27 protein-coding genes are annotated in these 23,401 nt (G+C 66.8%); 15 read left to right on the top strand and 12 right to left on the bottom strand.

What is annotated here, in order from left to right; genetic code table 11:
* Positions 1-131 precede the first annotated feature (131 nt).
* Positions 132-1,085, bottom strand: a complete 954-nt coding sequence (locus NK1_RS15395) for a helix-turn-helix transcriptional regulator (protein WP_063009261.1) — start codon at positions 1,083-1,085, stop codon at positions 132-134.
* A 69-nt stretch (positions 1,086-1,154) separates the two neighbouring features.
* Between NK1_RS15395 and NK1_RS15390 the strand changes: the two genes are divergently transcribed.
* The gene (locus tag NK1_RS15390) at positions 1,155-1,769 is read left to right on the top strand and encodes a TIGR03086 family metal-binding protein (protein ID WP_063009259.1); all 615 of its coding nucleotides are present in this window, start codon (positions 1,155-1,157) and stop codon (positions 1,767-1,769) included.
* A gap of 72 nt (positions 1,770-1,841) precedes the next feature.
* On the opposite strand, the gene NK1_RS15385 is transcribed toward NK1_RS15390, so the two are convergent.
* Positions 1,842-2,492: a Uma2 family endonuclease gene (locus NK1_RS15385; RefSeq protein ID WP_063009257.1), complete on the bottom strand. Its 651-nt coding sequence runs from the start codon at positions 2,490-2,492 to the stop codon at positions 1,842-1,844.
* A 66-nt stretch (positions 2,493-2,558) separates the two neighbouring features.
* Positions 2,559-2,999, bottom strand: a complete 441-nt coding sequence (locus NK1_RS15380) for a MarR family winged helix-turn-helix transcriptional regulator (protein ID WP_063009255.1) — start codon at positions 2,997-2,999, stop codon at positions 2,559-2,561.
* A 100-nt stretch (positions 3,000-3,099) separates the two neighbouring features.
* On the opposite strand from NK1_RS15380, the gene NK1_RS15375 reads away from it, so the two are divergent.
* Entirely contained in the window at positions 3,100-3,525 is a 426-nt protein-coding gene (locus NK1_RS15375; protein WP_157104284.1) for a GlcG/HbpS family heme-binding protein, read from the top strand.
* 75 nt (positions 3,526-3,600) lie between these two features.
* Here NK1_RS15375 and NK1_RS15370 read toward each other — a convergent pair whose 3' ends face one another.
* The gene (locus NK1_RS15370) at positions 3,601-4,038 is read right to left on the bottom strand and encodes a GlcG/HbpS family heme-binding protein (protein ID WP_174552723.1); all 438 of its coding nucleotides are present in this window, start codon (positions 4,036-4,038) and stop codon (positions 3,601-3,603) included.
* 439 nt (positions 4,039-4,477) lie between these two features.
* Between NK1_RS15370 and ychF the strand changes: the two genes are divergently transcribed.
* Together ychF and NK1_RS34530 are read left to right on the top strand one after the other, a co-directional pair.
* Positions 4,478-5,557 (top strand): redox-regulated ATPase YchF, encoded by a 1,080-nt coding sequence (gene ychF / locus NK1_RS15365; protein WP_039780547.1) that lies wholly within the window; start codon positions 4,478-4,480, stop codon positions 5,555-5,557.
* Between the two features lie 327 nt (positions 5,558-5,884).
* Positions 5,885-6,373, top strand: a complete 489-nt coding sequence (locus NK1_RS34530; protein ID WP_157104283.1) for a hypothetical protein — start codon at positions 5,885-5,887, stop codon at positions 6,371-6,373.
* Here NK1_RS34530 and NK1_RS15360 read toward each other — a convergent pair.
* Positions 6,358-6,762, bottom strand: a complete 405-nt coding sequence (locus tag NK1_RS15360; RefSeq protein WP_063009251.1) for a DUF732 domain-containing protein — start codon at positions 6,760-6,762, stop codon at positions 6,358-6,360. The two genes, NK1_RS34530 and NK1_RS15360, sit on opposite strands and share 16 nt — an antisense overlap.
* Before the next feature lie 554 nt (positions 6,763-7,316).
* On the opposite strand from NK1_RS15360, the gene NK1_RS15355 reads away from it, so the two are divergent.
* Positions 7,317-7,745 carry a DoxX family protein gene (locus NK1_RS15355; RefSeq protein WP_063009249.1) on the top strand — a complete coding sequence of 143 codons (429 nt, stop codon included), beginning with the start codon at positions 7,317-7,319 and terminating at the stop codon, positions 7,743-7,745.
* 246 nt (positions 7,746-7,991) lie between these two features.
* The gene (locus tag NK1_RS34525) at positions 7,992-8,237 is read left to right on the top strand and encodes a hypothetical protein (protein ID WP_157104282.1); all 246 of its coding nucleotides are present in this window, start codon (positions 7,992-7,994) and stop codon (positions 8,235-8,237) included.
* A 49-nt stretch (positions 8,238-8,286) separates the two neighbouring features.
* On the opposite strand, the gene NK1_RS15350 is transcribed toward NK1_RS34525, so the two are convergent.
* Positions 8,287-9,999, bottom strand: coding sequence for a pentapeptide repeat-containing protein (locus NK1_RS15350; protein ID WP_157104281.1), 1,713 nt, complete (start codon positions 9,997-9,999; stop codon positions 8,287-8,289).
* 70 nt (positions 10,000-10,069) lie between these two features.
* Entirely contained in the window at positions 10,070-10,972 is a 903-nt protein-coding gene (locus NK1_RS15345) for a LysR family transcriptional regulator (RefSeq protein ID WP_063009245.1), read from the bottom strand.
* Positions 10,973-11,103: 131 nt separating this feature from the next.
* Here NK1_RS15345 and NK1_RS15340 point away from each other — a divergent pair, with 131 nt between their 5' ends.
* Positions 11,104-11,415 (top strand): EthD family reductase, encoded by a 312-nt coding sequence (locus NK1_RS15340; protein WP_063009293.1) that lies wholly within the window; start codon positions 11,104-11,106, stop codon positions 11,413-11,415.
* Positions 11,416-11,744: 329 nt separating this feature from the next.
* On the opposite strand, the gene NK1_RS15335 is transcribed toward NK1_RS15340, so the two are convergent.
* Both NK1_RS15335 and NK1_RS15330 read right to left on the bottom strand, forming a co-directional pair.
* Positions 11,745-12,533, bottom strand: a complete 789-nt coding sequence (locus NK1_RS15335) for a CPBP family intramembrane glutamic endopeptidase (protein WP_063906011.1) — start codon at positions 12,531-12,533, stop codon at positions 11,745-11,747.
* 264 nt (positions 12,534-12,797) lie between these two features.
* The gene (locus NK1_RS15330; RefSeq protein WP_063009241.1) at positions 12,798-13,613 is read right to left on the bottom strand and encodes an alpha/beta fold hydrolase; all 816 of its coding nucleotides are present in this window, start codon (positions 13,611-13,613) and stop codon (positions 12,798-12,800) included.
* Positions 13,614-13,837: 224 nt separating this feature from the next.
* On the opposite strand from NK1_RS15330, the gene NK1_RS15325 reads away from it, so the two are divergent.
* The 4 genes from NK1_RS15325 to NK1_RS15310 all read left to right on the top strand — a co-directional run bounded on the left by NK1_RS15325 (position 13,838) and on the right by NK1_RS15310 (position 17,469).
* Positions 13,838-14,482, top strand: a complete 645-nt coding sequence (locus NK1_RS15325; RefSeq protein WP_063009239.1) for a dihydrofolate reductase family protein — start codon at positions 13,838-13,840, stop codon at positions 14,480-14,482.
* A gap of 132 nt (positions 14,483-14,614) precedes the next feature.
* Positions 14,615-15,229 carry a hypothetical protein gene (locus NK1_RS15320; protein WP_063009237.1) on the top strand — a complete coding sequence of 205 codons (615 nt, stop codon included), beginning with the start codon at positions 14,615-14,617 and terminating at the stop codon, positions 15,227-15,229.
* Between the two features lie 97 nt (positions 15,230-15,326).
* Positions 15,327-16,517 (top strand): NAD(P)/FAD-dependent oxidoreductase, encoded by a 1,191-nt coding sequence (locus tag NK1_RS15315; RefSeq protein WP_063009235.1) that lies wholly within the window; start codon positions 15,327-15,329, stop codon positions 16,515-16,517.
* A gap of 10 nt (positions 16,518-16,527) precedes the next feature.
* Complete coding sequence (locus NK1_RS15310; protein WP_063009233.1) at positions 16,528-17,469, top strand: sigma-70 family RNA polymerase sigma factor; 942 nt, start codon at positions 16,528-16,530, stop codon at positions 17,467-17,469.
* A gap of 6 nt (positions 17,470-17,475) precedes the next feature.
* Here the strand turns inward: NK1_RS15310 and NK1_RS15305 are convergent, their stop codons facing one another.
* Both NK1_RS15305 and NK1_RS15300 read right to left on the bottom strand, forming a co-directional pair.
* Positions 17,476-17,892: a nuclear transport factor 2 family protein gene (locus NK1_RS15305; protein WP_218023121.1), complete on the bottom strand. Its 417-nt coding sequence runs from the start codon at positions 17,890-17,892 to the stop codon at positions 17,476-17,478.
* A 138-nt stretch (positions 17,893-18,030) separates the two neighbouring features.
* Positions 18,031-18,924, bottom strand: a complete 894-nt coding sequence (locus tag NK1_RS15300; RefSeq protein WP_063009231.1) for an NADP-dependent oxidoreductase — start codon at positions 18,922-18,924, stop codon at positions 18,031-18,033.
* 70 nt (positions 18,925-18,994) lie between these two features.
* On the opposite strand from NK1_RS15300, the gene NK1_RS15295 reads away from it, so the two are divergent.
* Positions 18,995-19,588 carry a TetR/AcrR family transcriptional regulator gene (locus tag NK1_RS15295; protein ID WP_063009229.1) on the top strand — a complete coding sequence of 198 codons (594 nt, stop codon included), beginning with the start codon at positions 18,995-18,997 and terminating at the stop codon, positions 19,586-19,588.
* Positions 19,589-19,624: 36 nt separating this feature from the next.
* Here NK1_RS15295 and NK1_RS15290 read toward each other — a convergent pair whose 3' ends face one another.
* Positions 19,625-20,776, bottom strand: coding sequence for an epoxide hydrolase family protein (locus NK1_RS15290; RefSeq protein WP_157104280.1), 1,152 nt, complete (start codon positions 20,774-20,776; stop codon positions 19,625-19,627).
* Positions 20,777-20,837: 61 nt separating this feature from the next.
* Here NK1_RS15290 and NK1_RS15285 point away from each other — a divergent pair, with 61 nt between their 5' ends.
* The 3 genes from NK1_RS15285 to NK1_RS15275 all read left to right on the top strand — a co-directional run.
* Entirely contained in the window at positions 20,838-21,797 is a 960-nt protein-coding gene (locus tag NK1_RS15285; protein ID WP_063009227.1) for a helix-turn-helix transcriptional regulator, read from the top strand.
* A 153-nt stretch (positions 21,798-21,950) separates the two neighbouring features.
* Positions 21,951-22,391, top strand: coding sequence for a VOC family protein (locus NK1_RS15280; RefSeq protein WP_063009225.1), 441 nt, complete (start codon positions 21,951-21,953; stop codon positions 22,389-22,391).
* A 78-nt stretch (positions 22,392-22,469) separates the two neighbouring features.
* Positions 22,470-23,401: ATP-binding cassette domain-containing protein (locus NK1_RS15275; RefSeq protein WP_063009223.1), on the top strand; the 932-nt coding region annotated here is incomplete at its 3' end.

Raw genomic sequence — 23,401 nt, 5'->3', positions numbered from 1 at the left:
AGGTAGCGGAATCCCGCCGAATCGGGCGAGCCCACGGTGGGATCCGCACCCCGTTCAGGAACTGTTCACCGATCCGGATTCCGGCATCGAAGGCCGAACCGTAGGTGGTCGGGTGTCGGGCGGCCCGGGCATCATTCGGGCGGAACGGCCGACGAATATCGCCGGCCCAGGGTCCGGATATGGTCCACGAGTTCCGGCGGTCCGTCGACGCGGAAGTCCATCATGAGCATGCTCAGGTAGATCGCGATCGTCTCCAAAGTGTCCGCGCCGGTGTACAGCAGACACGACTGTGCGTCGACGGGTTCCACCACACCGACGGCCGGGTTGATGCGCGCGATCACGGTTTCGGCGGGCGCCAGTACCGTCACCCGGGCGTGGACCCGCCAACCGGCCGTGGCGATTTCCCGCAGCACGAACGCCACGAGATCGTCGTCGGGCAGCGTACGGGCTGCGAAGTGCCGGGATCCGCTCGCGACGCGGTCTACGGCGGCGACGGGAAGCGCACGCCAGCAATGGGTTTCGAGATCGTAGGCGACGAGATACCACCGGCGTTGCCAGTTGATCAGCCGGTACGGCTCGAGAAGTCCGCCGTCGACGGTCAGGACCCGAGTACCGCGAATCGCGGACGCGATGGTGGCGAGAGTCTGTGCGGGCACGGGCGCGTCGGGTTCGCGAGAGCCGGTCGTCGCGGGGCCGATCTCGGTGGCCGTGCGCAACGCTGTCACCTTGCGCTGCAACCGCATCGGCAGAATCCGCTCCAACTTGGCGAGCGCCCGCGCCACGTTCTCGTCGATATCCGCGATCCCGGTGGACCCGTCCTCCGCGAGGCCGATCGCCACCGCCACCGCGACCGCCTCGTCGTCGTCGAGCAGCAGCGGCGGCATCGTCTTGCCCTGGCCGATCCGATAGCCACCGACCGCGCCGCGCTCGGCGTGGACCGGATAGCCGAGTTCCCGCAGCCGTGCGATGTCCTGACGCAGAGTCCGGTCGCTCACATCGAGGCGTTGCGCCAGCTCCCGGCCGGTGTAGGTGCGGTCCTGCAACAGCGACAGCAGGCGCAGTACCCGGGTTGTGGTGGAGGTCACATCGAAGCCTTTTCCGGCGGCGGATCATTAGGAAGAAATCAAGCCTAATTGCTGCATAGTCTGAGTTCCATGAACGCCACCTCCCTTGCACCTGCCGCCGTCCTCGCCCCCGTCTGGCGCGAGGTCGTCGCCGACTCCTACCGCGCCCTCGCCGAGGCGGTCGCCGGGATCGGAGCCGCCCAATGGGACCTGCCCACCCCGTGCTCGGAGTGGACCGTCACCCAGGTCGTCCAGCACGCCGCCGGTGATCAGCTCGCCTTCGCCGCCGCCCTCGGCGTGGGCGCCGGCCCCACCTACGACCCCTTCGCCCCCTCCGGTTCGCTAGACGGCACCGGCGTGGAGCTGATCTCCGCCGCCCTCGACCAGACCGCCACCGCCTGGGCCACCGTCACCGGCGACGCCGAAACCGTCCCCACCCCGCTCCCGCACGGCGCCCTTCCGACCCCCGTCGCCGCCGTCATGGCCGCCCTCGACGCCGCCGTCCACGCCTGGGACATCGCGGTCGCCACCGGCCGGCCGTCCCCGCTCACCGACACCCTGGCCACCCATCTCCTCACTGCCGCAACCGATCTGATCGAACCGCTGCGCCAGTGGGGCGCCTACGCGGCGGTGCTGAATGCCGAGCCCGGCGACACCGCCGCCGACACCCTCCTGCGCTACCTCGGCCGCAACCCGCGCGGCTGAGTCTGCTGGTTATCCTCCGCGAGAACGGGTTTCGTGCCGACACGCGATGGCCGGCACGCCCCGTTCGGGCTCTCAGAAGGCGAGGGCAGACCAGGGCATCGTGATCTCGAAGGGGTGTCCGAAGGCAATCCCCGCCTCGTCGTCGTGTGTCCATTCGCCGACCAGCAGATAGTTGGCCGGCCGTAACGGCGTCACTCCGTCCGGCAGCCGCGCGTGACCGACTTCGAGCCCGTAGGCGCGAACGACGTCGATCGAACTCACGTCGCGTTGTAGCGTCACTTCCCAGTACCAGGGAATTCCGGCGCTCGCATACCGTGCTTTCTTCGCTTCCATATCGGTCTGGCTGTTCGACGGTGACCGCACCTCGCCGACCAGGACCGTGTCCGCAGCGCGGACATCGGCATAGGGAGGCAAGCATCGGTGTACGAGGAAATCCGGAGTGAGGAAGTCGTTCTTTCCCGCGCGGCCGAGGAAGACATTCGTTTCGGCTTCCGCTTCCCAGCATCGATCCGGGCGCAGGCTCATGTCCTCCCGCACACAGCGCTCGAATTCGTTCGTCAGCCGACGGGTGAAGCGCTGATGCTCACGTGGGCCGCGGCGCAACCACACGACCCGCCCTTCCCATAGTTCGATCTGGTCCGCCACGTCTGCCGGAAGCCGTTCCAGTTCCTCCCACGTCATGTATTCGGGGAGGTCGGGGCGGTCGATTCCGGGCAGGACCATGCCGCAATCGTAACTCGCAGACGACGGGGACCACCCGTGGTCGCCTTGCGTGCTCGGCCGGTTCTGCTAATCGTTCCCCTGCCGGTCCAGCGCGCGGGTCAGCAGCCTGACCAGCCGGTCGCGCTCTGCCGTTGTCAGTCCGCCGAATATCTCGTCCTGGGCGGCGGTCAATGCGGCGTCCAGTTCGTTCAGTCGTCGTTCGCCGGCGGCGGTGAGGGTGATGAGGTTGCGGCGACGGTCGTCCGGATCCGGTTTCCGCGCAACGTATTTCTGCGCCTCGAGTTCGGTCAGCATGGCGTGCATATCGCTGCGGTCGATGCGGCACCGCTGGCCGATCGCCACCTGGCTGGCGGGCCCGAACTCGTCGAGTGCGGCCAGAATCGCGAAGTGGTAGCCGCGGGCGCCGACCGCCGACATGGCTTCTCCGATGTGCCGCTGGGCGAGTGCCGCGGTCTTGCTGACCAGCCAGCTCGGTTTGCCGCGCAGGCGTGCGGGCGTGTCGTCCATGCGTGAAGTCTAGCGGTTTCGTTGGACGGGCCAACGAATATGGCGTAGCGTCGTTCAGGTAAACCGTTGGTTGGCCCAACGATTATCGAAGGTGGAGAAGATGTTGCTCACGCTGGACGAAGCACACGCCATCAGTGCTCGGATACGCTCTCGCGCTGCGGAATTGGGCGCCCGGGTGGCCGTGGCCGTCGTGGACGAGGGTGGGCACGTGCGAGTGCTGGATCGCATGGACGGTGCGCCACCGCTCTCGGCCCGCATCGCTCCCGCGAAGGCGGCCGGCGTCGCCCTGTTCCATCGCGACGGTGGCGAACTGCAGCAGCTCCAGAAGGCCTGGCCCGCTCTCTTCGAACGCATCGATCAGCTGGCGCCGACACCGATCGTGGTGGGCGCGGGCTCGCGACTGATTCGTCGCGACGGTGTCGTACTCGGCGCGGTCGCGGTCAGTGGCGGGCGGCCCGAACAGGACGACGAATGCGCCGAGTTCGGGCTGGGCGCACCGGCTCGTCCGGCGCCCGACCCGGTATAACCGAACGCCGCCTGTCGGTCGCATGGCCCGATCCCCATGCTTCCCCGGCTACGAGAGCATGGCCATGTGCCTCGATCAGGCTGCGTGCGAACGGTTTTCGTGCCATCGCTGCACGGCGACCTGCACGGCCTCTTCGTCCTGTGTCGCGTGCGCCCCCGAGGCCCCGGCCGCCCCGAGAATCACACCGTTCTCGGTGACGAGCACCCCACCCGCGAACGGAATGTAATCGCCGTCGTAGAGATGCTGGATGCTGTCGACGATCGCACCCGGCAGCGGGAGTTGTCCCGAGGGATGCAGCGTCAGGAGTGCGGTGCGCGCCTTGGCCACCGCGAGGCGACTCGTCATCGGCATCCCGCCGTCCGCCCGTCGCAGCGCGATCACCGCACCGCTCACATCGGTCACCGCCACCGCCAGCGGCGGAAATCGGTGTTCGGACGCGACCGTCAGGGCCGCGTTCACCAGCCAATCGGCATCGGCCAAGCCCAATCCGGGAAGTCGAGGGATCTGCGCCATGGATCGACCTTAGCCGGGTTTAGTCCCAGCGTCCGGGCGGCGGTGTGGGACGCCTATTCCGTTGCGGCAGTGTATGTTTGTGCGCTGCGTCGATGGGCCGGTTCGCTGTCCGGAGCACGCCGATTCGTTGCTGTGGTCGAGAGTCTCCCCTTCGCACCGACGGCGCCGCGGGCTGCCGCTCCTATCGCAATCCGCTCGCACGTCGCCGTGACACTCTCGCTTTTCTGGATGCGGCGATCGACAGCGCCTTGGCGCTGCCCGCCACCTTCTGAGCGGTCGGCCGCGTGCCGGTGCCGGAACGTCCGGATATGGACGACGCGGGCGTGGTGGCTGCGGCTTCGCCGTCCGTGAGGCGCTCGGTCCGCTGGCTCCTTCATGCACTGGTCGCGACCTGGGCAGATTCGGTCGCCGAACGGGCGCCGCGTAGACTCTTGCACTCGTGAGTCTCACCCTCGGTATCGTCGGCCTGCCCAACGTCGGAAAGTCGACGCTGTTCAACGCGCTGACCCGCAACGACGTGCTCGCGGCGAACTACCCCTTCGCCACCATCGAGCCGAACGTCGGCGTGGTGCCGCTGCCCGACCCGAGGCTGGACAAGCTCGCCGAAATCTTCGGCTCCGAGCGCATCGTCCCCGCGACGGTCTCCTTCGTCGACATCGCCGGCATCGTCAAGGGCGCCTCCGAGGGTGCGGGCCTGGGCAACAAATTCCTCGCCAACATCCGCGAAGCCGACGCCATCTGCCAGGTGGTCCGCGTCTTCGCCGACGACGACGTGGTTCACGTCGACGGCAAGGTCGACCCCCTCAGCGATATCGAGGTCATCGAAACCGAACTCATACTCGCCGACCTGCAGACCCTGGAGAAGGCGGTCGTCCGCCTCGACAAGGAAGCCAAGGTCAAGAAGGACCGCAAGCCGGTAGCCGACGCCGCCAAGCAGGCCCAGGAATTCCTCAACGAGGGCAAGACCCTCTACGCCGTCCGCGACAAGCTCGACGCCGACCTCCTGCGCGAACTGTCGCTGCTCACCACCAAGCCGTTCCTCTACGTCTTCAACGCCGACGAGTCGGTCCTGACCGACGAGGCCCGCGTCGCCGAACTGAAAGCCGCTGTCGCCCCGGCCGATGCGGTCTTCCTCGATGCCAAGGTGGAAGCCGAACTCCTGGAATTGGACGCCGAATCCGCCCTCGAACTGCTGGAATCCATCGGCCAAACCGAACCCGGCCTCCACGCCCTGGCTCGAGCCGGCTTCCACACCCTCGGCCTCCAGACCTACCTCACCGCCGGCCCGAAAGAGGCCCGCGCGTGGACCATCCACCAAGGCGACACGGCCCCCAAGGCGGCCGGCGTCATCCACACCGACTTCGAACGCGGCTTCATCAAGGCCGAGATCGTCGCCTACGACGATCTGGTCGAGGCCGGTTCCATGGCCGCCGCCAAGTCCGCGGGCAAGGTGCGGATGGAAGGTAAGGACTACGTCATGCACGACGGGGATGTGGTCGAGTTCCGCTTCAACGTGTAGCGGATCAGCGTCTGGAAAGAAATGGGCAGCGCGTGAATCGCTGCTGGTAGCGACTCTGCTGAGCCCCCGTTCGATGTCCGGGCGGGGGCTCTGTCGTTTCGCTGGCACGGCCATCTGGGCGGTTCGGTCAGCGCGGTATGCGGCAGTAGCGGACGTTCATGGACAGCCCGAATCTCGTTGTCGGTCTTCGGATCTAACCTCAACTTCCAGCGAGACGAAGATCTCGGCGACGAAATCCAGGGACGTGATGACAGATCACCTGCATGAGATGAGCGTGAAGATCGAGTTGCTACGCCGACGGGGTGCCGTCGACGAGCTCTAGCGCCGATGGGAACAGGACGACGATTTCGCCGAGCGCTACAACGATCACGCTTATCGCTGCCTCTGGGCATCGCACTAGCCGAACATCTGCCAGCAGGACTTCGCGCGCTCTACACCCTCGCCGATCAACCGCAGTTCGGCGACCTGGAGTTTTACGCGCACCAAGTTTTTGGGCCCCAACGTCTGATCGACTCGGCAGGCGAAGTCATCGATGCCGGCAACACACTGACCATCGGTCAGGCGCAGGAACAATCGATCGTTCTCGACCTCGATACCTGGGCCCTCGGTATTCGCATATTCACGGCCCTCACGAGACCTGGGGCGAGGCATGGTGGTTGGCCGACCCGTGGTACCTCTACCTTCAAGAACTCGCCTTTGCTCGAGATCGGTCCGATGTACCGCTCATCGGCAATAGAGTGCGTCGCGAGAGCCAGCGAGGCCGAGGCGAACGTTCAGTGCGGGCCGGCCATGCACCGGCATCAGCCGGGGCAGTAGGCGGTCTCGGCGGCGTTCACGAAGGCCATCGCCGAGCCGAACTCTCCTGGCTCTTCGCTCAGGAACTCGGCCAGACTTTGCTTCGATAGGCCGGCCGCGAGCAGATCGCAGACGGCATGGCCGCCCTCGGAAATGCCCGGGAAATCCGAGATGATGTCGGGAAGTATCTGAATGCCATCCCGCTGGATGAGCAGGAACCCGAAATGCGCGTCCTGTAACGGGCCGTAGTTGTGGGGGACCGCGACCGGCCGAAGCTCGGCCGACGGCAATGCCGAGGCGGGGGCGGCGAACAAAACAGCAGCGGCCGCGGCGGCGAGCCCTGTAGCGATCTTCGAGAAGAGCAAGACGATTCCAATCGTGGGACAACTGCGCGACCCGGTGATCGCCACGAAGATCGTAAATGAGGTCGCCGAACTGCGCCGGGCGTCAATTCGCGTTACGTCACTGGACCCCACGTGGCAGGTACCGGCGGCCAGGCGAGGCCGGTAGCGGCAGACCAACCCGCGACATCGCGTACTGCACGAGCTGCCACTTCAACGCTCAGAACCAGCCCCGTGCCCCATGAACTCCACCGACGACTCACCCAGACGAAGCGCAACCGGCCAGTGCACACCCGCGGCATCAACCGCCGTGAAGTTCACAACCTCCATCCCTCTCCGGTCATCGCCCAGGATTCAACGTAGTCGAGTTCCGCTTCAACGTATAGCGGATCGGCGTCGGGGAAGAAATAGGGCAGCGCTTGCATCGCTGCTGGTAGCGACTCTGCTGAGGCCCCCATCCGGTATCCGGGTGGGGCTCAGTCCTTTTCCGGCGCGGTGCGACGGCCGCCTCGACGGCGCGGTGCAGATTCTTTCGACCGCGGCGATGAGTTTTCCGGACCGCCCCCGTCTGTACTGCTGAACGCGCCACCAACCCGGCGCGACCGACGCAGAAGGAACAAGAGATGACCGCCATCACCGCCACCCAGACCACCGCCGCCGTCCACCCCGGCAAGATCCGCAACCGCGTCCTGTGGACCCTGCAGATCGTGCTCGGTCTGTTCTTCATCATCGCCTCCGGCGGCCCGAAGATCGTCATGCCGCAGGCTCTGATGGAAAACAACGCCACTGCCTTCTCGATTCCGTTGGCGCTGTTGGTCTTCATCGGTGTCGCCGAGGTTGCGGGCGGGATCGGGCTCATGGTGCCCCGCCTGACCGCGGCCGCCGCGATCGGCTTGGCGATCGTCACCTTCCTCGCTGCCGGCTTCAACGCTTTCCTGGCCGACACCCCGGAATTGGCTCCCTTCCCGCTGGTGCTCACTGCGATCTTCGTCTGGATCGCCTACGAACGCCGGGCCTCGATCACCGCCTTGGGCGCGCTGCTCGAGCGATGACCCGCGCATAACGCCCGGCTACCGGCGGCACCCAGCCGCCGGTAGCCGCGTTGTGCGTTACGGGGACGGTTCGGTCGGGTTGGTCGGGCTGTCGCATCGGAGTCGCGGGGCGGACGGCACCGGATCGGTCCGCCCACCCCGCGACCCTCCGAAACATGTGATGACAGTGTTTGTTTCGCGGCGGGCGGTGTGTGTAGTGCCTTGCCGTCAGCCACTGGGTTTCCTGTTCTGTGGCAATCTGGCGGCGTGGGCGAGCGCGAACAGGTCGGGCGTGGAGGCGGAACAAAAGCAGTTCTCGAGAGGATTGCGGCCAGCAAGACGGGTGTCGTCGAGGGGGCCCCTGACAATGAAGATGGGGTTCGACCGGCAGCGCATCGCATGGCTCGGCTCGTCCGGGTGCTCGTCTGCTGCTCGGTGTTCATCGGTACTTTGTTGCTGGTCCCCCTGGCCGTAGGAGTGGCCTGCTTCGGGTTCCTGATCTTCCTCTTCTAGTGGCGCTGCGACGCCACCGAACGTGTGTGGGCGAGGCATTCGCGGCCGCCTAGTGATTACGTGCCGCGGCAACGGGCGGCCAATCCTGCGGTTCGATATTGGTGGGCTTTCGACTGTTGTCCTGGCTCCAGTCGAAGACAGGTGCCGGAGGTCCCCACTGCCTCGGTTCATCGAACGAGATGGTGTCACTACCGAAGTCGGCCTCATCGAACCGGGCGTTGGCGGCGAAGGTCACACGGTCGAACCGCGCCTTACCGGCGAAGGTCGCGCTGCCGAACCAGGTATTGCCGGCGAAGGTCGCGCCGTCGAATCGGGTGTTGCCGGCGAAGGCGGTACCGCCGAATCCTGTGTCCCCGGAGAAGGTGGTGCCGTCGAATCCCGCGTTGCGGGCGAAGGTTACGTCACCGAACTCGGCGTTGCAGGAGAAGCTCGCCTCGCCGAACTCGGCGTCACCGGAAAAGGTCACGCTGTCGAATCCTGTGTTGCCGGCGAAGGTGGTGCCGCAGAATCCTGCGTCACCGGCGAAGGACGCGTCACCGAAGCGGGCGTTGCCGGACAGGGTCGCACCGTTGAACCGGGCGTCGCGGGCGAAGGTTGCGTTGCCGAACCGTGCGTTGCCGGAGAATGTCGCGCCGTCGAAACGGGCGTTGCCGGAAAAGGTTACGCCATCGAACCGGGCGTGGCCGGTGAAGGTCGTCCCACCGAAGTGGGCGTCGCCGGCGAAGGTCGCGCCGCCGAACCGGGCGTCGGCGGAGAAGTTCGCCCCGGCGAACGAGGCGTTTTCGGCGAAAGTTGCCTTGTCGAACCGGGAGTTTCCGGACAGGGTCGCGCCGTCGAACCACGCGTTGCCGGAGAATGTTGCCCCGTCGAAATGGGCGTTGCCAGAGAAGGTTACGTCATCGAACCACGCGTTGCCCGAGAATATTGCGCCGTCGAACTCGGCGTTGCCGGCGAAGGTCGCGCTACCGAGCCAGGCGTCGCCCGAAAAAGTCGCGCCGCCGAACCGAGCAGCACCCGAGAATTGTGCACGACCGAAATCGACGTTCTCGAGATAGGCCGTGCGGAAGTCGAAATCGGCTGTCGACCAGCTGTATGCGGCCTCGGGTCGAAGGTGGTCGGTAATGACACGGACGATGGTTGCCCGGACTTCTCGGTCGTTGTGTCGATATTCGTGGTGATGCTCCCGGTCGTCGGCGTGGGTGTTGTCCGCCGTCGCGCGGTGCTGTTTGACGACCAGTTTGCTCTGGTGGTTGGCGCCGAGCTCCGGGTTGTAGGGCAAGCGGAGGTATCCGCACAGCACGTCGATGCATTGCTGGCGGCGCGGGCCATCGGATGCGTCGGCGACGCCGGCCATCGCGTAGACCCCGGCGATTCGGACCGCGACATCTGTCGCGCCGAGTTGGGCGGCCGCGGCGCCGAAGCGTTCGACGAACCGGCTCTGTTCCAGATCGCGTTGACGCCGGTAGGCGATGACCAGGGCGACCACGCCGCCGACACCGGCGACGACGGTCAATGCGACACGAGTGATATCGATTTCTGCCGCTTGCTTGGTCGTATCGACGGGGGTGATCCAGCGGAGGAATCCGTAGGCTGCGAAGGCGACAGCCAGTCCGGCGAGCAGCGCCGCGGTGACCGCGGGGAACAGCTGTATTCGTCCCGCCCGGCGGCTGAATGCCGCGCGCGATTCCTTGGTCAACGCTGCGCGCAGCGCGGTCGGTCTCGTATGTGCCTGTGCGCGAAGCGCGCTCACCCTCCTGGTCACTGCACGATTCTGCTCGATACCGAAGGTCAGCGCCATCGAGCGTCGGCAATCTGCCGGACCTGCCGCGCGTTCAGTCCGGCAGCCAGTGCAGCTCGTGTGCCAGGGTTTTGGCGACGGTACGGATGCGGCGGTGTAGTGGTGACTGCACGCGCGGGAGGACGAGGTGGATGGTCAAGGCGGGGGCGCCCCGCAGCGGTCGCCACGTGAGACCGGCCGGTTGTGTCGTGACCGCGACTTCACCGGCCGGGGCGAGGGTGAGCCCGTCGCGCAGATCGCGCTGGGACATATCGAAAGAGACTGCGGGCGTGTGGAATCGGGGACTCGGCCGGGTGTCGCGGAACAGTGCGGACAGCTGATCGTGGATCACGGGGTTGGCCGTACGGTCGGGGAGTCGCAGCGGATACGCGGCCGCATCGGCGATCTCGATCTCCGGGTGTGCGGCCAGCGGATGATGCTGTGCCAGTTGGACCCCGACGCGCTCACGCCGCAGCAGGAACCGGCGCACGCCACGACCCGGCTGTTCCCCGCGGGTGATCCCCGCATCGATGCGGCCGTCGGCGACCGCGGGGGAGATCTCCGGTGTCACCATCGGGACCGCGCCGACCTCGAGTCCCGGGCTGCTGCGGATGAGCTTGTCCACCAAGGCAGGTGCGGTCTCGGCCCCCGTGCTGAGGCTGTATCCGATGCGCAGCGTGCCCAGTTCACCGGACCCTGCTTTCCGGGCGGTGTCCCATGCTCGGTCCAGCGCCGCCAGCGCGGCCGGCGCGGACTCCGCCAAAGCCGCACCAGCCGGGGTCAATACGACGCTACGCGTGGTGCGAACCAGCAGGCTCGTACCGAGTTCCGCCTCCAATCGGCGCATCCGGGCACTGAGGGCGGGCTGCGCGATACCGATCCGTGCGGCCGCGCGGGTGAAGTTCAATTCCTGCGCCAGCACCAGGAAGTACCGCAGGCTCACCGTATCCGGCGCCACATGCCCTCCCTGCCGATTGATAACGATCTGTTCTGAGTCTATCGCGTCCCGATCTTTCCCTCGACCACATATCGAGCCCTAACCTGCGCATATGACTATTCGATCGACCGTGGTGGATGCCGGAGGCAGTCATGCATAAGTTGGTAGTCCTGTATCCCGAGCCCGCCGACCCTGACCACTTCCGCGACTACTACGTGACCAACCACCTTCCGCTGGTCACGCAGTGGCCCGGCCTGCTCGGTTGGCGCTACAGCTTCGACGTGGCGGCGGCCAATGGAGAAGCGCCGTATTTCGCGGTCTTCGAAGCCGACTTCGCTGACGCCGCCGCCCTGGCCGCGATGCGGGCCTCGTCGTACGGCCGTCGGGCGGCCGCCGATGTCGTCAACTACGCCACCGGCGGTGTGGTCGTCATCGACTATCCGGTGCAGGAGGGCACCATCTGAGGCGGGACCGCGCGCTCCGGGACACGTTCGGCCGACCGTTGCGGCAAGGCCGGCTATCACCTGGAAATGCCTTTCCCCGTTGCCGATTCGTTGAGCGTCGAGGTCATGACGCGACCGGGTGACGGTAGCGCAGGGCTTGGGTGGCAACACGGGCTCCGAGATGGTGTGCCGTGGTCATACCCGCCGGCGGTGTTGACCCCGTGACCGATGCGGGATTCAGCGTGTCCGAGGCGGGGCTGCTGCGCGATTGGCTCGCACGGCTCGACAGAGAGGTGCGGTAGTTATTGCCGAACGCCCGAGCTAGGTCGGCGGTCTACAACGACCACGGATCAGATGATGCTCAATGCGAGGCCGAGGGTGCCGAATGTCGCCAGGATCGAGGTCACGCCGACGTGCATTCCGATCGACAGCCGGATGTCCTTGTACCGCCACGCGGCCCAGTATCCGGGGAACGTGAAAACCACCCTCGACAGGAACGCCCAAGGCGACCAGAAGTGGTACAGCGAGAACAGAACCGTGTTGACCACCGGCGCCCATCGGCCGAGGTGGGCGACGCGGGGCAGCAGGAAGCCGCGGAAGTACAGCTCCTCGATGAGCGGGAGGGTGATTCCGGTGAGCGGCAGGCAGATCAGCATGGTGGTGAGCACGATCGAGTGTGGATATCCGTCGAGATACGAGTTGTTGCCGCTGTCACTCGTGCCCGCGTACGGCAGCCAGGTGAAGAAGGTCTTGAAATAGGTGTTCGCCGGGGCCAGTGCGAAGCTCAGCAGCGTCATCCACATGATCAGCGGGATGATCATGGCCACGAGTTTCCCGCCCGAGAGTGCTCCATCGGTGTAATGCAGTACGCCGCGCAGCGAGACGCGGCCGTTGCGGGTGCGCCCGAGCCACAGCAGTCCCGACAGGATCGGTATCAGGACCAGGCAGAGGGCGATCGCCCAGCCCAGGAAGGCCGGATATTCGACGGCGTCGGCGAGTGGTTCGCCGATGAGCAGATAGGCGGCGACGATCAGGGCGCCGGGGACAAGGTGTAACAGGACCGACAGGGGCAGGGGGTGGCGACCGTTCAGCAGCCGTTCGGCTATTCGGTTCGGTGGCGTGTCTACATAGGTGGGCACGACCAGACTCCTTGTGCTGGTGATGGGGAGCGGGTGAGACGGTGTTCATGCGGCGAACTTCATATCGGCGCTGCGGCTCGAGACCGCGTCGGCGATGCAGGCAGCCGCGACGGGGGGCGTCTGCGATACAACTGCGGGCTTGCTCGGACACCGTCGCGGCGTGGCACCTGTCGATGCCCCGGCCGGCACGCTGCCCAGGACGGCGATTCCGAGTGCGGCGCCCGCGCGGGGGATGCCGTTGCGTGCCAACGGGTTCGATATCGCTCAGCTCCCCGTGTGCTCGAGGAGGGCGACGATCTCGCGGACCGCGTCGGCGACCGCGGGGGAATCCTTACGCAGGATCTTGCCGTGGTCACTGGTGACTCTCGCGCTGACCTTCAGGTTCGGGTTCCGCTCCAGGTACGGGTCGAGGGTGCGGCGCATCTGCTCCAGCTCACCGCCCTTGTCGTAGACGGTCTCGGCCGAGGCGGCCACGTATCGGACCGGGCGGCTCATGCTGTCGAGGATGGGACCGAGGGCGGCATGCAGCTCATGGGCCTCGATCTGGATCTCGGCATGCTGGTCGGCGCTCATCCGCGCGGCCAGGCCCATCGGGGCGACCAGCGGCAGCAGCAACCGCATCCGGCGAAACGTCTTGCGGAGCCGTTCCCGGCCGGCCTCGTCGGTCCAGCCGGACGGGTACGGCCCGTCCACCCCGACCACTCCCAGGGCCCGGTCCGGGTGGCGGTCGGCCCAGTGCACGCCCAGCAACGCGCCGTAGGACCAGCCCACCAGCAGCGGCTGGTGCACTCCCCGTGCGGCGAGGACCGCGTCGATATCGCGCAGGCACGCCTCGAAGGAATAGTCCTCGGATCGCTTCGACTTGCCGCGGGCGCGCTCGTCGAAGGTGATGTGCCGGTAGCCCGGGCCGAGGTCGGCGATTACCCGCTGCCAGTGCCGCCGGCTGGCATAGGAGCCGTTCAGGTAGACGATCGGTTGGCCGGAGCCGCCGGTATCGCTCACGGCCAGCGCGGTGTCGTCGATGGGCACCATGCCGGTCCAGGTCGAGTCGGCCGAGTGTGAAGTGAAGTTGCCGGACATTGTTTTTCCTTTCGGTGATGCGCGGCGGACGGCTGATGCATCCGTGTTTCCGTGCTCTTGTCCGGTTACTTTCATCGGGTCGGCTGTCACGGCGCTGACACCGCGCTGACATGGCCACTGATACGGGTTTCACCTGATCACAGGCTCGTCCCGGCAACTGATTGCAAAATGAGAGCAGTCTCGGTACCGTCAACTGGTTGCTCATTGCAATCGGAAGGGTGCCGATGTCACAGATGGTTCGTGTCCAGAACTTCAATCTCTCCAGCGACGGCTACGGGGCCGGGGAAGGGCAGAGTCTGGAACGGCCGTTCGGGCAGGCCGATCCGAGCGCGCTGTTCGCGTGGTGTGGTCCCACCGCGCACTGGCCGACTCGTACCGAGCCGGGGGGAACCTACGGCCTCGATGATTACTTCACTCGTGACTATCGCAACAACATCGGCGCGGAGATCATGGGGCGCAACAAATTCGGTCCGCAGCGGGGACCGTGGGAGAACCACGACTGGCAGGGGTGGTGGGGTGATGAACCGCCGTTTCGTACGCCGGTATTCGTTCTCACCCACTACCCGCGGCCCTCTATCGTGTTGGGGGACACCACGTTTCACTTCGTCGATGCGTCACCGAAAGAGGCTCTGGAGAAGGCTTTCGAAGCTGCCGACGGCATGGATGTACGTATCGGCGGTGGCGTCTCCACCATCCGCGAATTCCTCGAGGCGGATCTCATCGATCAGATGCACATCGCCGTCGCACCGGTCGAACTCGGCGGCGGCGAACAACTGTGGACAAACCCGGACGAACTCACCGACCGCTTTCACTTGGAGCGGGTGCCGAGTCCGAGTGGTGTGACGCACCATCTGTTCTGGCGTCGCTAGAAGTCCATGCCACCGAGACCGCGGGGCGAGGACTCGGGTTCGCCCTGCTGGCGGCCGCCGGTCGGGTCGCTCGTGGTCGAGTGGTGTTCGGCGGCGAGATCGGTACTCGGTTCGCGGCGGGGATGGTGGACCATGGCCCAGGCCGAATGGGCCGCGGCCGATATTCGATGCCCCAGTGGGGTCGCGATTCCTGACATCGGACTACTCCTCATCGGACGACTGTTCTTGTCTCGCGCATACCCGGTGCCGGCCGGAGCATTCCCCACCCGCGCTTCCGCGAGGACCCGGGCCGAAGGCCATCTCTATCGCGGGACATCAGAGGACGTTCTGCCCTTGGTCCGGCTGAGCGAAGCGGCAACGCTGGACAGCGACAACCGGGATCCCGCCGGGATCACACCGCGTCGAGAGGGCATGAATATGAAACCGCTGTCGGAATCACTGATGGATCTCGCGGTCCGGGTGAAGGAGTTCGAAGACTCCTCCGCCGGGGCCCGGGACAAGAGCCTTGCCGCATTGCAGGCTCGGCGGGAAAAGCTGACCGCGACTCTCGAACATGAGGGGCACGAGTTCGAGAAGACCGCGGCCGAACTTCGGGATGCCGCGCAAAGCTGGTGGTCGGACACCCAGGAAGCGATCGAACGTCAGATATCTGTGATGCGCGCGGACTTCGAGAAGTGGCAGGCGGGCATCAAGGCGCAGCGCGCGGGACGACCCGCCGAGCTCGCGGAACCGGCGAACAAGGGCTGATCGCAACCGCGACGGTGATCCACATCACCATTCGTTCCTGTCAGGAATTCGCGCCCTGTCTCGTTCAGGGAGCACGTGAACCAGACAGGAGCGAACCATGAAGCACCGCATCGTCGTTCTCGGGGCCGGATATGCCGGAGCCTTCTCCGCCGGATACCTGGCCCGCCAACTCCACCCGGACGACTTCGAGATCACGGTGGTCAATGCCGAACCCGATTTCGTCGAGCGGTTGCGGCTGCATCAGCTCGCCGCCGGGCAGGAGCTGCGCCACCGGCCGCTGGCTGAGGTGTTCGCGGGTACGGGCGTCCGGTTGCGAGTAGCGCGGGTCACCGCGGTCGACGTCGAGGACCGGACGGTCACGGTTGCCGACGGTGACGGCATCGACCGACTCGGATACGACACCCTCGTCTACGCGCTCGGCAGCACCGCCGCCGATCAGGGGGTTCCCGGCGTCCACGAGCATGCCTTCCACGTGGCCGCGCGACCGTCCGCGCTGCGCCTGCGCACCCGCCTCGACGAGTTGGGCGGAGACGGGAAGGTGCTGGTCGTCGGCGGAAACCTGACCGCGATCGAGGCTGCCACCGAATTCGCCGAATCTCGCCCGGGGCTTCGCGTCGGGCTCGTCACCAGCGGCGAGCTGGGCGGCTGGCTGGGCGCGAAGGCTCGCAGGCATCTGTTGCGCGCGTTCGAGCGATTCGATATCTCGGTGCACGAACACACCACGATCGGGTCCGTTCAGGAAGATGCCGCTCTCGCCACCGACGGCACCGTTTTCGCCTCCGACGCGACCGTGTGGGCCGCGGGTTTCGCCGTGCACCCGATTGCCGCCGCGAGCGGCCTGGAGGTGATCGCCAACGGTCAGATCACGGTCGACCGTCAGATGCGGTCGGTCTCGCATCCGGATGTCTATGTCGCCGGTGACAGTGTCTTCGTCATCGGCGAGAACGGCCGGCCGTTGCCGATGTCCTGTGCGTCGGCCGGATTCACCGCTATGCAGGCGACCGCGGCGATCATCGGCGATCGGACCGGGCGCAAGATATCGACGACCTCACTGTCGTATGTCGGCAACCACATCAGCCTCGGCCGCAAGGACGGGATCTTCCAGCTGGTCGACGGCGACGCGCACGCGAAGTCGTGGGCCCTGTGCGGACGAACGGCCGCACGCGTCAAGTCGACGATCCTCGACACCGCCGCCTGGACCCTGAGCCATCCGACCTTCGGAAAGCCGAGTCACAAGTACCGCGCGACCGCCGCCCTCGAGCATTCTCCGCGCGTGGTCGCCGCATAGGGTCGTGCTCATGGATACCGCCACCGTGGCGCGTTTCGAGGCCAGCCGGAATCGGCTGGCCTCGCTCGCCTACCGTCTCCTCGGCTCGGCCGCCGACGCCGAGGACACGGTGCAGGACGCGTTCCTGCGGTGGCAGGCCGCCGACCGGGAGTTCGTCGAGGTGCCCGAGGCGTGGCTGACCAAGGTCGTCACCAACCTGGCGCTCGACCGCCTCCGGTCGGCAACGGTGCGGCGCGAACGCGCGGTCGGCGCCTGGATGCCCGAGCCGCTGCTCGACGGCGATCCGATGCTGGGCCCGGCCGAGACCGTCGAGCAGCGCGAATCGGTGACCTTGGCGGTACTCACGCTCATGGAGCGCCTGTCGCCGATCGAACGCGCCGTTTACGTACTGCGCGAAGCGTTTTCGTACAGCCACGCCGAGACGGCCGACATCCTCGACATCACCGAATCGGCGAGTCAGCAATATCTCCATCGGGCGCGGCGCCGAATCGCCACCGCCGGCGCGACGACCGAGACCGACCGGGCATCCGCGCGCCGGATCGTCGAGGCGTTCGTCGCGGCTGCCTCCTCGGGCCGGACCGAACGGCTGGTGGCGTTGCTGACCGCCGACGCCACCGGCGTCTCCGACGGCGCCGGCCTGGGATGGACCGCGAAGCTCATCCGGTACGCGACGCCGGAGCGGATCGCCGGCGCGGTGCGGGCCGGCTTCAAACCGTCTCCGGCCAAGCGCAAACTCGCCGGTGGCTCGCCCGCCATCCATGCCGCCGTGGTCAACGGCTGTCCGGCCATGCTCGCCACGCTCGACGATCGCGTCGTGGGTGTGCTGGTCCTGGAGGTCCGCGACGACAAGATCGCGGGCGTGCGCGGGATCGCCGCCCGGCACCGGCTCGGCCGCCTCACCGAGGAATGGCAGCGCCAGGACCACGATGTCCCGCTGATCGAATCGTGGTAGCCGCGCCTATACCTGCTCGTCCAGCACGGCCAGGACCGCCGAGGTGTCGTGATAGTAGGGCCGGAATTCGGTGATCAGCCCGTCTCGGAAGCTGATCCATTGCAGCAGTGAGGTTTTCAGTTCACGACCGGTGCGGCGCGCCCGCAACCGACCGCGGCTGTGAACGACCACCCGGTCGCCGTCGCTGAGGAACTGCTGATCGTCGAACCACAAACCGTCCCAGCTGTCGCCCATCGCGGTGATGAACTTCCGGAAGCCGTCGTGGCCGTGCCATTCACCGCCGTAGGGCAGGCTCGCCGCTTGGTACATGACCACATCGGGCGCCAGATGCCGAGCCATCTCCCCGAACTCGGCGCCCTCCGTGAGGTAGGCCGCTTCGGCCGCATAGAACGCTCGCAAGGTGGTCATCACATCCGCCGTCATGCCACGATCCTGGTGGTCGATACGACGGTCTGCTGGCGAGAATTCGCCGTCGCGTTCGGGCCGTCGAATCGTCGTAATGCCCGCCCGCGCAGATGATGACGTCCGCCGACCGCCCGAGCCGATGCGACTCCGGAACGTTCACACGACGATGACTCGTCGCCCGCGAGTGTGCCCGGCCTGGCTGTCGATGTGCGCCGCGGCGGCGTCGGCGAGGGGGTACGACTTCTCGACCGGAATATGCAGCTTTCCCCGCGCGATGAGATCGGCGGCCTCACCGAGTGCGTCCCGCATGCTTCCCGCTACGCCGGAGAATCGGACGCCGAACTCCGGTGCGCCGAGGTCGGCAATGGTGATCACTCGCTGCGGATCTCCGGTCAGTTCGACGAGTTCGCGGATGACGCCCGAACCGGCCAGGTCGAGGGCCGCGTCGACGCGGCCGAGTCGGCGTACTCGCTCGACCCAGCCCTCGCCGTAGGTGGTGGCGATGGCGCCGAGGCCGCGCAGGTAGTCCTGGTTCGCCGCCCCGGCCGTGCCGATCACCCTGATGCCGCGCTCGCGGGCGATCTGGAGCACCGCCGATCCGACCCCGCCCGACGCGCCGCTGACCAGCAGCGTGTGTCCAGGCCGCGCGCCCACCTGGTCGATGATGCGCAATGCCGTCTCCACCACGGACGGATAGCCGGCCGCTTCCTCGAACGCGAGGCCGTCGGGCATGTGGGCCCACACCGACAACACCGCGAACTCGGCACAGGTGCTCGAACCTTCGCCGAATACGGAGTCACCGATCGCGAATCCCGTTACGCCCGCGCCGATCTCGTCCACCACCCCGGCCGCGTCCTGTCCGACTCCGGCGGGCAACTCGAGCGGATGGGCCTGCTGGAACTGCCCTTCGCGAATCCGCCAGTCGACGGGGTTCACGCCTGCCGCACGCACGGCGATGCGGATCTGCCCGGGGCCCGCGTGCGGCTCCTCGGCGTCTACGAGTTGCAGGACTTCCGGGCCGCCGAACTCGGCGAAACTCACCTTCTTCATGCGAACGACACTAACACTAACAGTTAGTGTTTTGTAGTTGTTAGTTTTTCATACTTGATAGCATCCAGAGGTGACTGCGCCGACCGGACGTCGTGAGCGGAAGAAGGCCGCGACCCGCCAGAAGATCGCCGATACCGCGCTGCGGCTCTTTCTCGAGCGCGGGTACGACGCGGTCGGTATCCGGGATGTGGCCGCCGAAGCCGATGTGGCGGTGACCACGCTGTTCTCCCACTTCGCCTCGAAGGAAGCGCTGGTTTTCGAGCGGGACGACGACTTCGAACAGCGCCTCACCCGGGCGGTCACCGACCGGGCCGCGGGGGAGCCGCTCATGCCCGTGCTGCGGCGCGAGATTCTCACGCTGGTCCGGCATTGCACTGCGGAAGGCGCGGATCCGATCTGGCGCATGATCGACGACTCGCCCGCTCTGCGGCAGTACGAGGAGTCGATGCGGCTGCGGCACGCCGAGTCGCTGGCGACGGCCATCGGGGCGGACCCGGAACTGTCTCGCACTCCGACGGCCTGCCGGACGATCGCGAGATTCGTGATCGACGCCTACTCGCTGGCTCGCGAGTCGGCCGATCCGGATGCCGCGGTCGACGAGATCTTCGCGATGGTCGAGGGGGCGTGGGCGGTCGCGCCGAGGACCGATTCCGTTGCGGGATAAGCGATTCACCTCCCGCACCGGAATCGGTCCCGGCGGTCAGCCGGCGACCGATCGGAAGAATTCGCGAATATCGGTGACGAGTTCCGCGGGCGCCTGGAGGGAAGCGAAGTGGCCGCCCACGGGGTACTCGTTCCAGCGCACGATCGTGTTGGCCGACTCCGCCAAGCCGCGAACGGCCCGATCGCCCCGGAAGTTCGCGACCGCGGTGGGCACGCCCGACGCCGCGGGTCTGCTGCCCCACGAGGCCCCGGACTCGCGGTAGATCCGGGCCGCGGAACCCGCGGTGCCGGTGAGCCAATAGGTCGTGACGTCGGTCAGGATGATGTCGCGATCGACCGGCGCTTGGTCGGTCGCCGTGGGATCCCAGTCGACGAACCATTCGAGATTCCAGGCGAGCTGGCCGACCGGTGAGTCGTTGAGGGCGTAGGCGATGGTCTGCGGCCGCAACGCCATCTGGGTCGCGTAGCCGTTGTGGCCGTACCACCACAGCTGGTTCGCGACGGCCTTCGCGCGGTCCGCTTCCGACAGTTCGTCGAGTTCGCGGCCGGATCCGGTCGCGGTCGCGGCGTCGGCCAGCGCGTTGACGTGCACGCCGATCACCTTGTCCGGTTCGACCCGGCCCAGGGCGGGGGAGATGAGACTGCCGTAGTCGCCACCTTGGGCGCCGTAGCGTTCGTAGCCGAGCCGTTCCATCAGCGTCGCCCATGTGCGCGCGATTCGCGGTACGTCCCAACCGGTTTCGTGAGTCGGGCCGGAGAATCCGAAGCCCGGCACCGACGGTGCCACCACGTGGAACGCGTCGGCCGGATCCCCGCCGTACGCGCGCGGATCGGTCAGTGGTCCGAGGATGTCGAGGAAGTCGGCGGGCGTGCTGGGCCAGCCGTGGGTGAGGATCAGTGGCGTCGCGGCGGGTTCGGGAGAGCGGGCATGCATGAAATGCACTGTCTGCCCGTCGATTTCGGTGAGAAACTGCGGGACCTTGTTCAATCTGGACTCGTGCTCGCGCCAGTCGTAGCCGGTGCGCCAGTACTCGGCCAGATCGATCAGGTAGTCGCGATCGACCCCGTACGACCAGCCGACACCCGGCAGGGCATCGGTCCATCGGGTGCGCGCGAGCCGAAAGTTCAGTTCGTCCAGGTCTTCCTGCGGAATGTCGATGCGGAACGGGGTGATCGTCGTATCGGTCATGAGTGGAGCATTCACCGCGTATAGGACGGAAACGGTCCTACTCGTGCGAGATGATCGATCCATGCCCGAAACCACGCCGGCGCGGCTGTTGCGATTGCTGTCGCTGTTGCAGACCCATCGCGACTGGACCGGAACGGAGCTGGCCCAACGACTCGACGTCACCACTCGCACCGTCCGGCGCGATGTGGAACGCCTGCGCGAATTGGGATATCCCGTGCACGGCGTGATGGGGCCGGAGGGCGGCTACCGTCTCGGCGCCGGTGCGTCACTCCCGCCGCTGCTGCTGGACGACGACGAAGCGGTGGCCGTCACCATCGGATTGCAGACCAACACCACCGGCAATGTCGCCGGCATCGAGGAAACCTCGCTGCGTGCGCTGACCAAGATGCAACAAGTACTTCCGGCCCGGCTGCGCCACCGCGTCGACGCACTGCGCGGCGCCGTGATCGCCATGCCACCCCGCTACGATCCGGGCCCCGCTGTCGACGCCGATCAGCTCACCGCCATCTCCGCCGCCATTCGCGCCGCCGAAACGCTGCGCTTCGACTATCGCAGTCATGCGGGCGAGGACACCCGGCGCACCGTGGAGCCGCATCGCATCGCGCATTGGAGTCATCGGTGGTATCTCGTCGGCTGGGACAGCGACCGGGCCGACTGGCGCACCTACCGCGTCGACCGCATGTCGCTGCGGACCCCCAACGGTCCGCGCTTCACGCACCGTCCGTCACCCGACGGCGACGTCGTCGCCTACCTGCGTCGCACGATGGGTTTCGCGATGTGGCCGTATCGCTCGGTCATGCGCGTCCACGTTCCCGCGGAACGACTGGCCGGGCGCATCGAGGGTTTGGTCACGCCGATCGACGAGCACACCTGCCGCCTCGAAATGGGTTCGGACTCCTATGCTTTGGTGGCGCTGGCGGTCGGCATGCTCGATGTGGAATTCGAGGTCGAATCGCCGCCGGAACTGGTGGAACAGCTGCGGGCCCTCGCGGGCCGATTCACCCGCGCGGCAGGTGGATAGCACCGGGCCGGGCAGGAGCTCCCTGCCCCGACGCCGGCCTCACCACACCGGCCGTCCTTCCGCCACTGATCCCCCCGATGAGTTTCGGTGCGGCAGCGCGTCATGATCAAGGACTCACGACGACTCCGTGGGCCTGCGATCGAAGGAGAGACTGTGGCGATCAAGCGGATGGACAACGTGCTCATCGTGGTCGAGGACATCGACGCGGTGATCGCGTTCTTCGTCGAACTCGGTATGGAACTGGAGAACAGGGGGCCGGTCGAGGGGCGGTGGGTGGAACGCATCATCGGAGTCGACGATGTGCGGCAGGAGGTCGCGATGCTGCGAACTCCCGACGGTCACGGCCGGGTGGAACTCGCGATGTTCCACCAGCCGCAACCGATCCGGTCCGAGCCGCAGCACGCGCCCGCCAACACACTCGGCATTCGCCGCATCATGTTCGCCGTCGACGATATCGACGACGTCATCTCCCGCCTGAGTGCGCACGGCGCCGAACTCGTCGGCACAGTGGAGCAGTACGAGCAGATCTTCCGGCTCTGCTACGTCCGTGGTCCCGAGGGCATCATCGTCGGCTTGGCCGAGGAAATCGGCTGACCAGGGGAAACTCCGTATCAGCGGTCGTATCAGGCCGGCGTCAGGGGCGTATCAGCCGGCCACCGCACAGTTGTCCCCATGAACAGCACAGCAATTGCCGCCTCCGGGTTGCGGAAGGCATACGGGGACAAGACGATCCTCGACGGGATCGATCTGACCATCGAGGCCGGGACCATCTTCTCGCTGCTCGGTCCGAACGGGGCCGGGAAGACGACGACCGTGAACGTGTTGACCACGTTGGCGAAGGCCGACGGCGGGACGGCTCGGATCGCGGGGCACGATCTGGCCACCGAGGGCAAGGCCGTGCGGGCGGCGATCGGGGTGACCGGTCAGTTCGCGGCGGTGGACGATCTGCTGACGGGGGAGGAGAACCTGCGCCTGATGGCGGGGCTGCATCGCCTGCGCGGAGATGCGGGCAAGCGGGTGGTGGCCGACCTGCTGGAGCGGTTCGATCTGGTGGAGTCCGCGGGTAAGCGGGCAGCGACCTACTCCGGCGGTATGCGCCGGAAGCTGGATCTGGCGATGACGCTGGTCACCAAACCGCAGATCGTATTCCTGGACGAGCCGACCACCGGACTGGACCCGCGCAGCCGGCGCACCATGTGGGACATCGTGCGGGAGTTGACCTCCGAGGGCGTGACGATCTTCCTCACCACCCAGTACCTCGAGGAAGCCGACCAGCTGGCCGACCGGATCGCGGTACTCGACCAGGGGCGCATCGTCGCCGAAGGCACACCCGACGACCTCAAGCGCCTGGTCCCCGGCAGCCACATCCAGCTTCGTTTCACCCAACCCGAGGAACTGGATGCCGCCGCGCGCAGCCTGCCCGGCGCCACCCGTGACGACAGCGCGCTGACCCTGCGCGTCCCCGGCAACGGCGGCACGAAATCGCTACGCCACCTGCTGGATCGGCTCGCCGAGTCCTCGGTCGAGGCCGAGGAGGTCACCGTCCACACCCCCGATCTCGACGACGTTTTCCTTTCCCTGACCGGTCACGCGACCACGGAGGT

It is taken from the genome of Nocardia kruczakiae NBRC 101016 (genome assembly GCF_001612965.1).
GTDB lineage: Bacteria > Actinomycetota > Actinomycetes > Mycobacteriales > Mycobacteriaceae > Nocardia > Nocardia kruczakiae.
The sequence above is the reverse complement of the archived record's forward strand: the minus strand, read 5'-3'. Positions and strand labels throughout refer to the sequence as shown.

What these genes read in the sequence shown, in the direction of transcription:
- NK1_RS15390 (WP_063009259.1), top strand. Translation starts at nt 1,155, where the DNA reads ATGAACGCCACCTCCCTTGCACCTGCCGCCGTCCTCGCCCCCGTCTGG.
- NK1_RS15385 (WP_063009257.1), bottom strand. Translation starts at nt 2,492, where the DNA reads ATGGTCCTGCCCGGAATCGACCGCCCCGACCTCCCCGAATACATGACG.
- NK1_RS15380 (WP_063009255.1), bottom strand. Translation starts at nt 2,999, where the DNA reads ATGGACGACACGCCCGCACGCCTGCGCGGCAAACCGAGCTGGCTGGTC.
- NK1_RS15375 (WP_157104284.1), top strand. Translation starts at nt 3,100, where the DNA reads ATGTTGCTCACGCTGGACGAAGCACACGCCATCAGTGCTCGGATACGC.
- NK1_RS15370 (WP_174552723.1), bottom strand. Translation starts at nt 4,038, where the DNA reads ATGGCGCAGATCCCTCGACTTCCCGGATTGGGCTTGGCCGATGCCGAT.
- NK1_RS34530 (WP_157104283.1), top strand. Translation starts at nt 5,885, where the DNA reads ATGGGAACAGGACGACGATTTCGCCGAGCGCTACAACGATCACGCTTA.
- NK1_RS15355 (WP_063009249.1), top strand. Translation starts at nt 7,317, where the DNA reads ATGACCGCCATCACCGCCACCCAGACCACCGCCGCCGTCCACCCCGGC.
- NK1_RS15340 (WP_063009293.1), top strand. Translation starts at nt 11,104, where the DNA reads ATGCATAAGTTGGTAGTCCTGTATCCCGAGCCCGCCGACCCTGACCAC.
- NK1_RS15330 (WP_063009241.1), bottom strand. Translation starts at nt 13,613, where the DNA reads ATGTCCGGCAACTTCACTTCACACTCGGCCGACTCGACCTGGACCGGC.
- NK1_RS15325 (WP_063009239.1), top strand. Translation starts at nt 13,838, where the DNA reads ATGTCACAGATGGTTCGTGTCCAGAACTTCAATCTCTCCAGCGACGGC.
- NK1_RS15320 (WP_063009237.1), top strand. Translation starts at nt 14,615, where the DNA reads ATGGCCCAGGCCGAATGGGCCGCGGCCGATATTCGATGCCCCAGTGGG.
- NK1_RS15315 (WP_063009235.1), top strand. Translation starts at nt 15,327, where the DNA reads ATGAAGCACCGCATCGTCGTTCTCGGGGCCGGATATGCCGGAGCCTTC.
- NK1_RS15310 (WP_063009233.1), top strand. Translation starts at nt 16,528, where the DNA reads ATGGATACCGCCACCGTGGCGCGTTTCGAGGCCAGCCGGAATCGGCTG.
- NK1_RS15305 (WP_218023121.1), bottom strand. Translation starts at nt 17,892, where the DNA reads ATGACGGCGGATGTGATGACCACCTTGCGAGCGTTCTATGCGGCCGAA.
- NK1_RS15300 (WP_063009231.1), bottom strand. Translation starts at nt 18,924, where the DNA reads ATGAAGAAGGTGAGTTTCGCCGAGTTCGGCGGCCCGGAAGTCCTGCAA.
- NK1_RS15290 (WP_157104280.1), bottom strand. Translation starts at nt 20,776, where the DNA reads ATGACCGATACGACGATCACCCCGTTCCGCATCGACATTCCGCAGGAA.
- NK1_RS15285 (WP_063009227.1), top strand. Translation starts at nt 20,838, where the DNA reads ATGCCCGAAACCACGCCGGCGCGGCTGTTGCGATTGCTGTCGCTGTTG.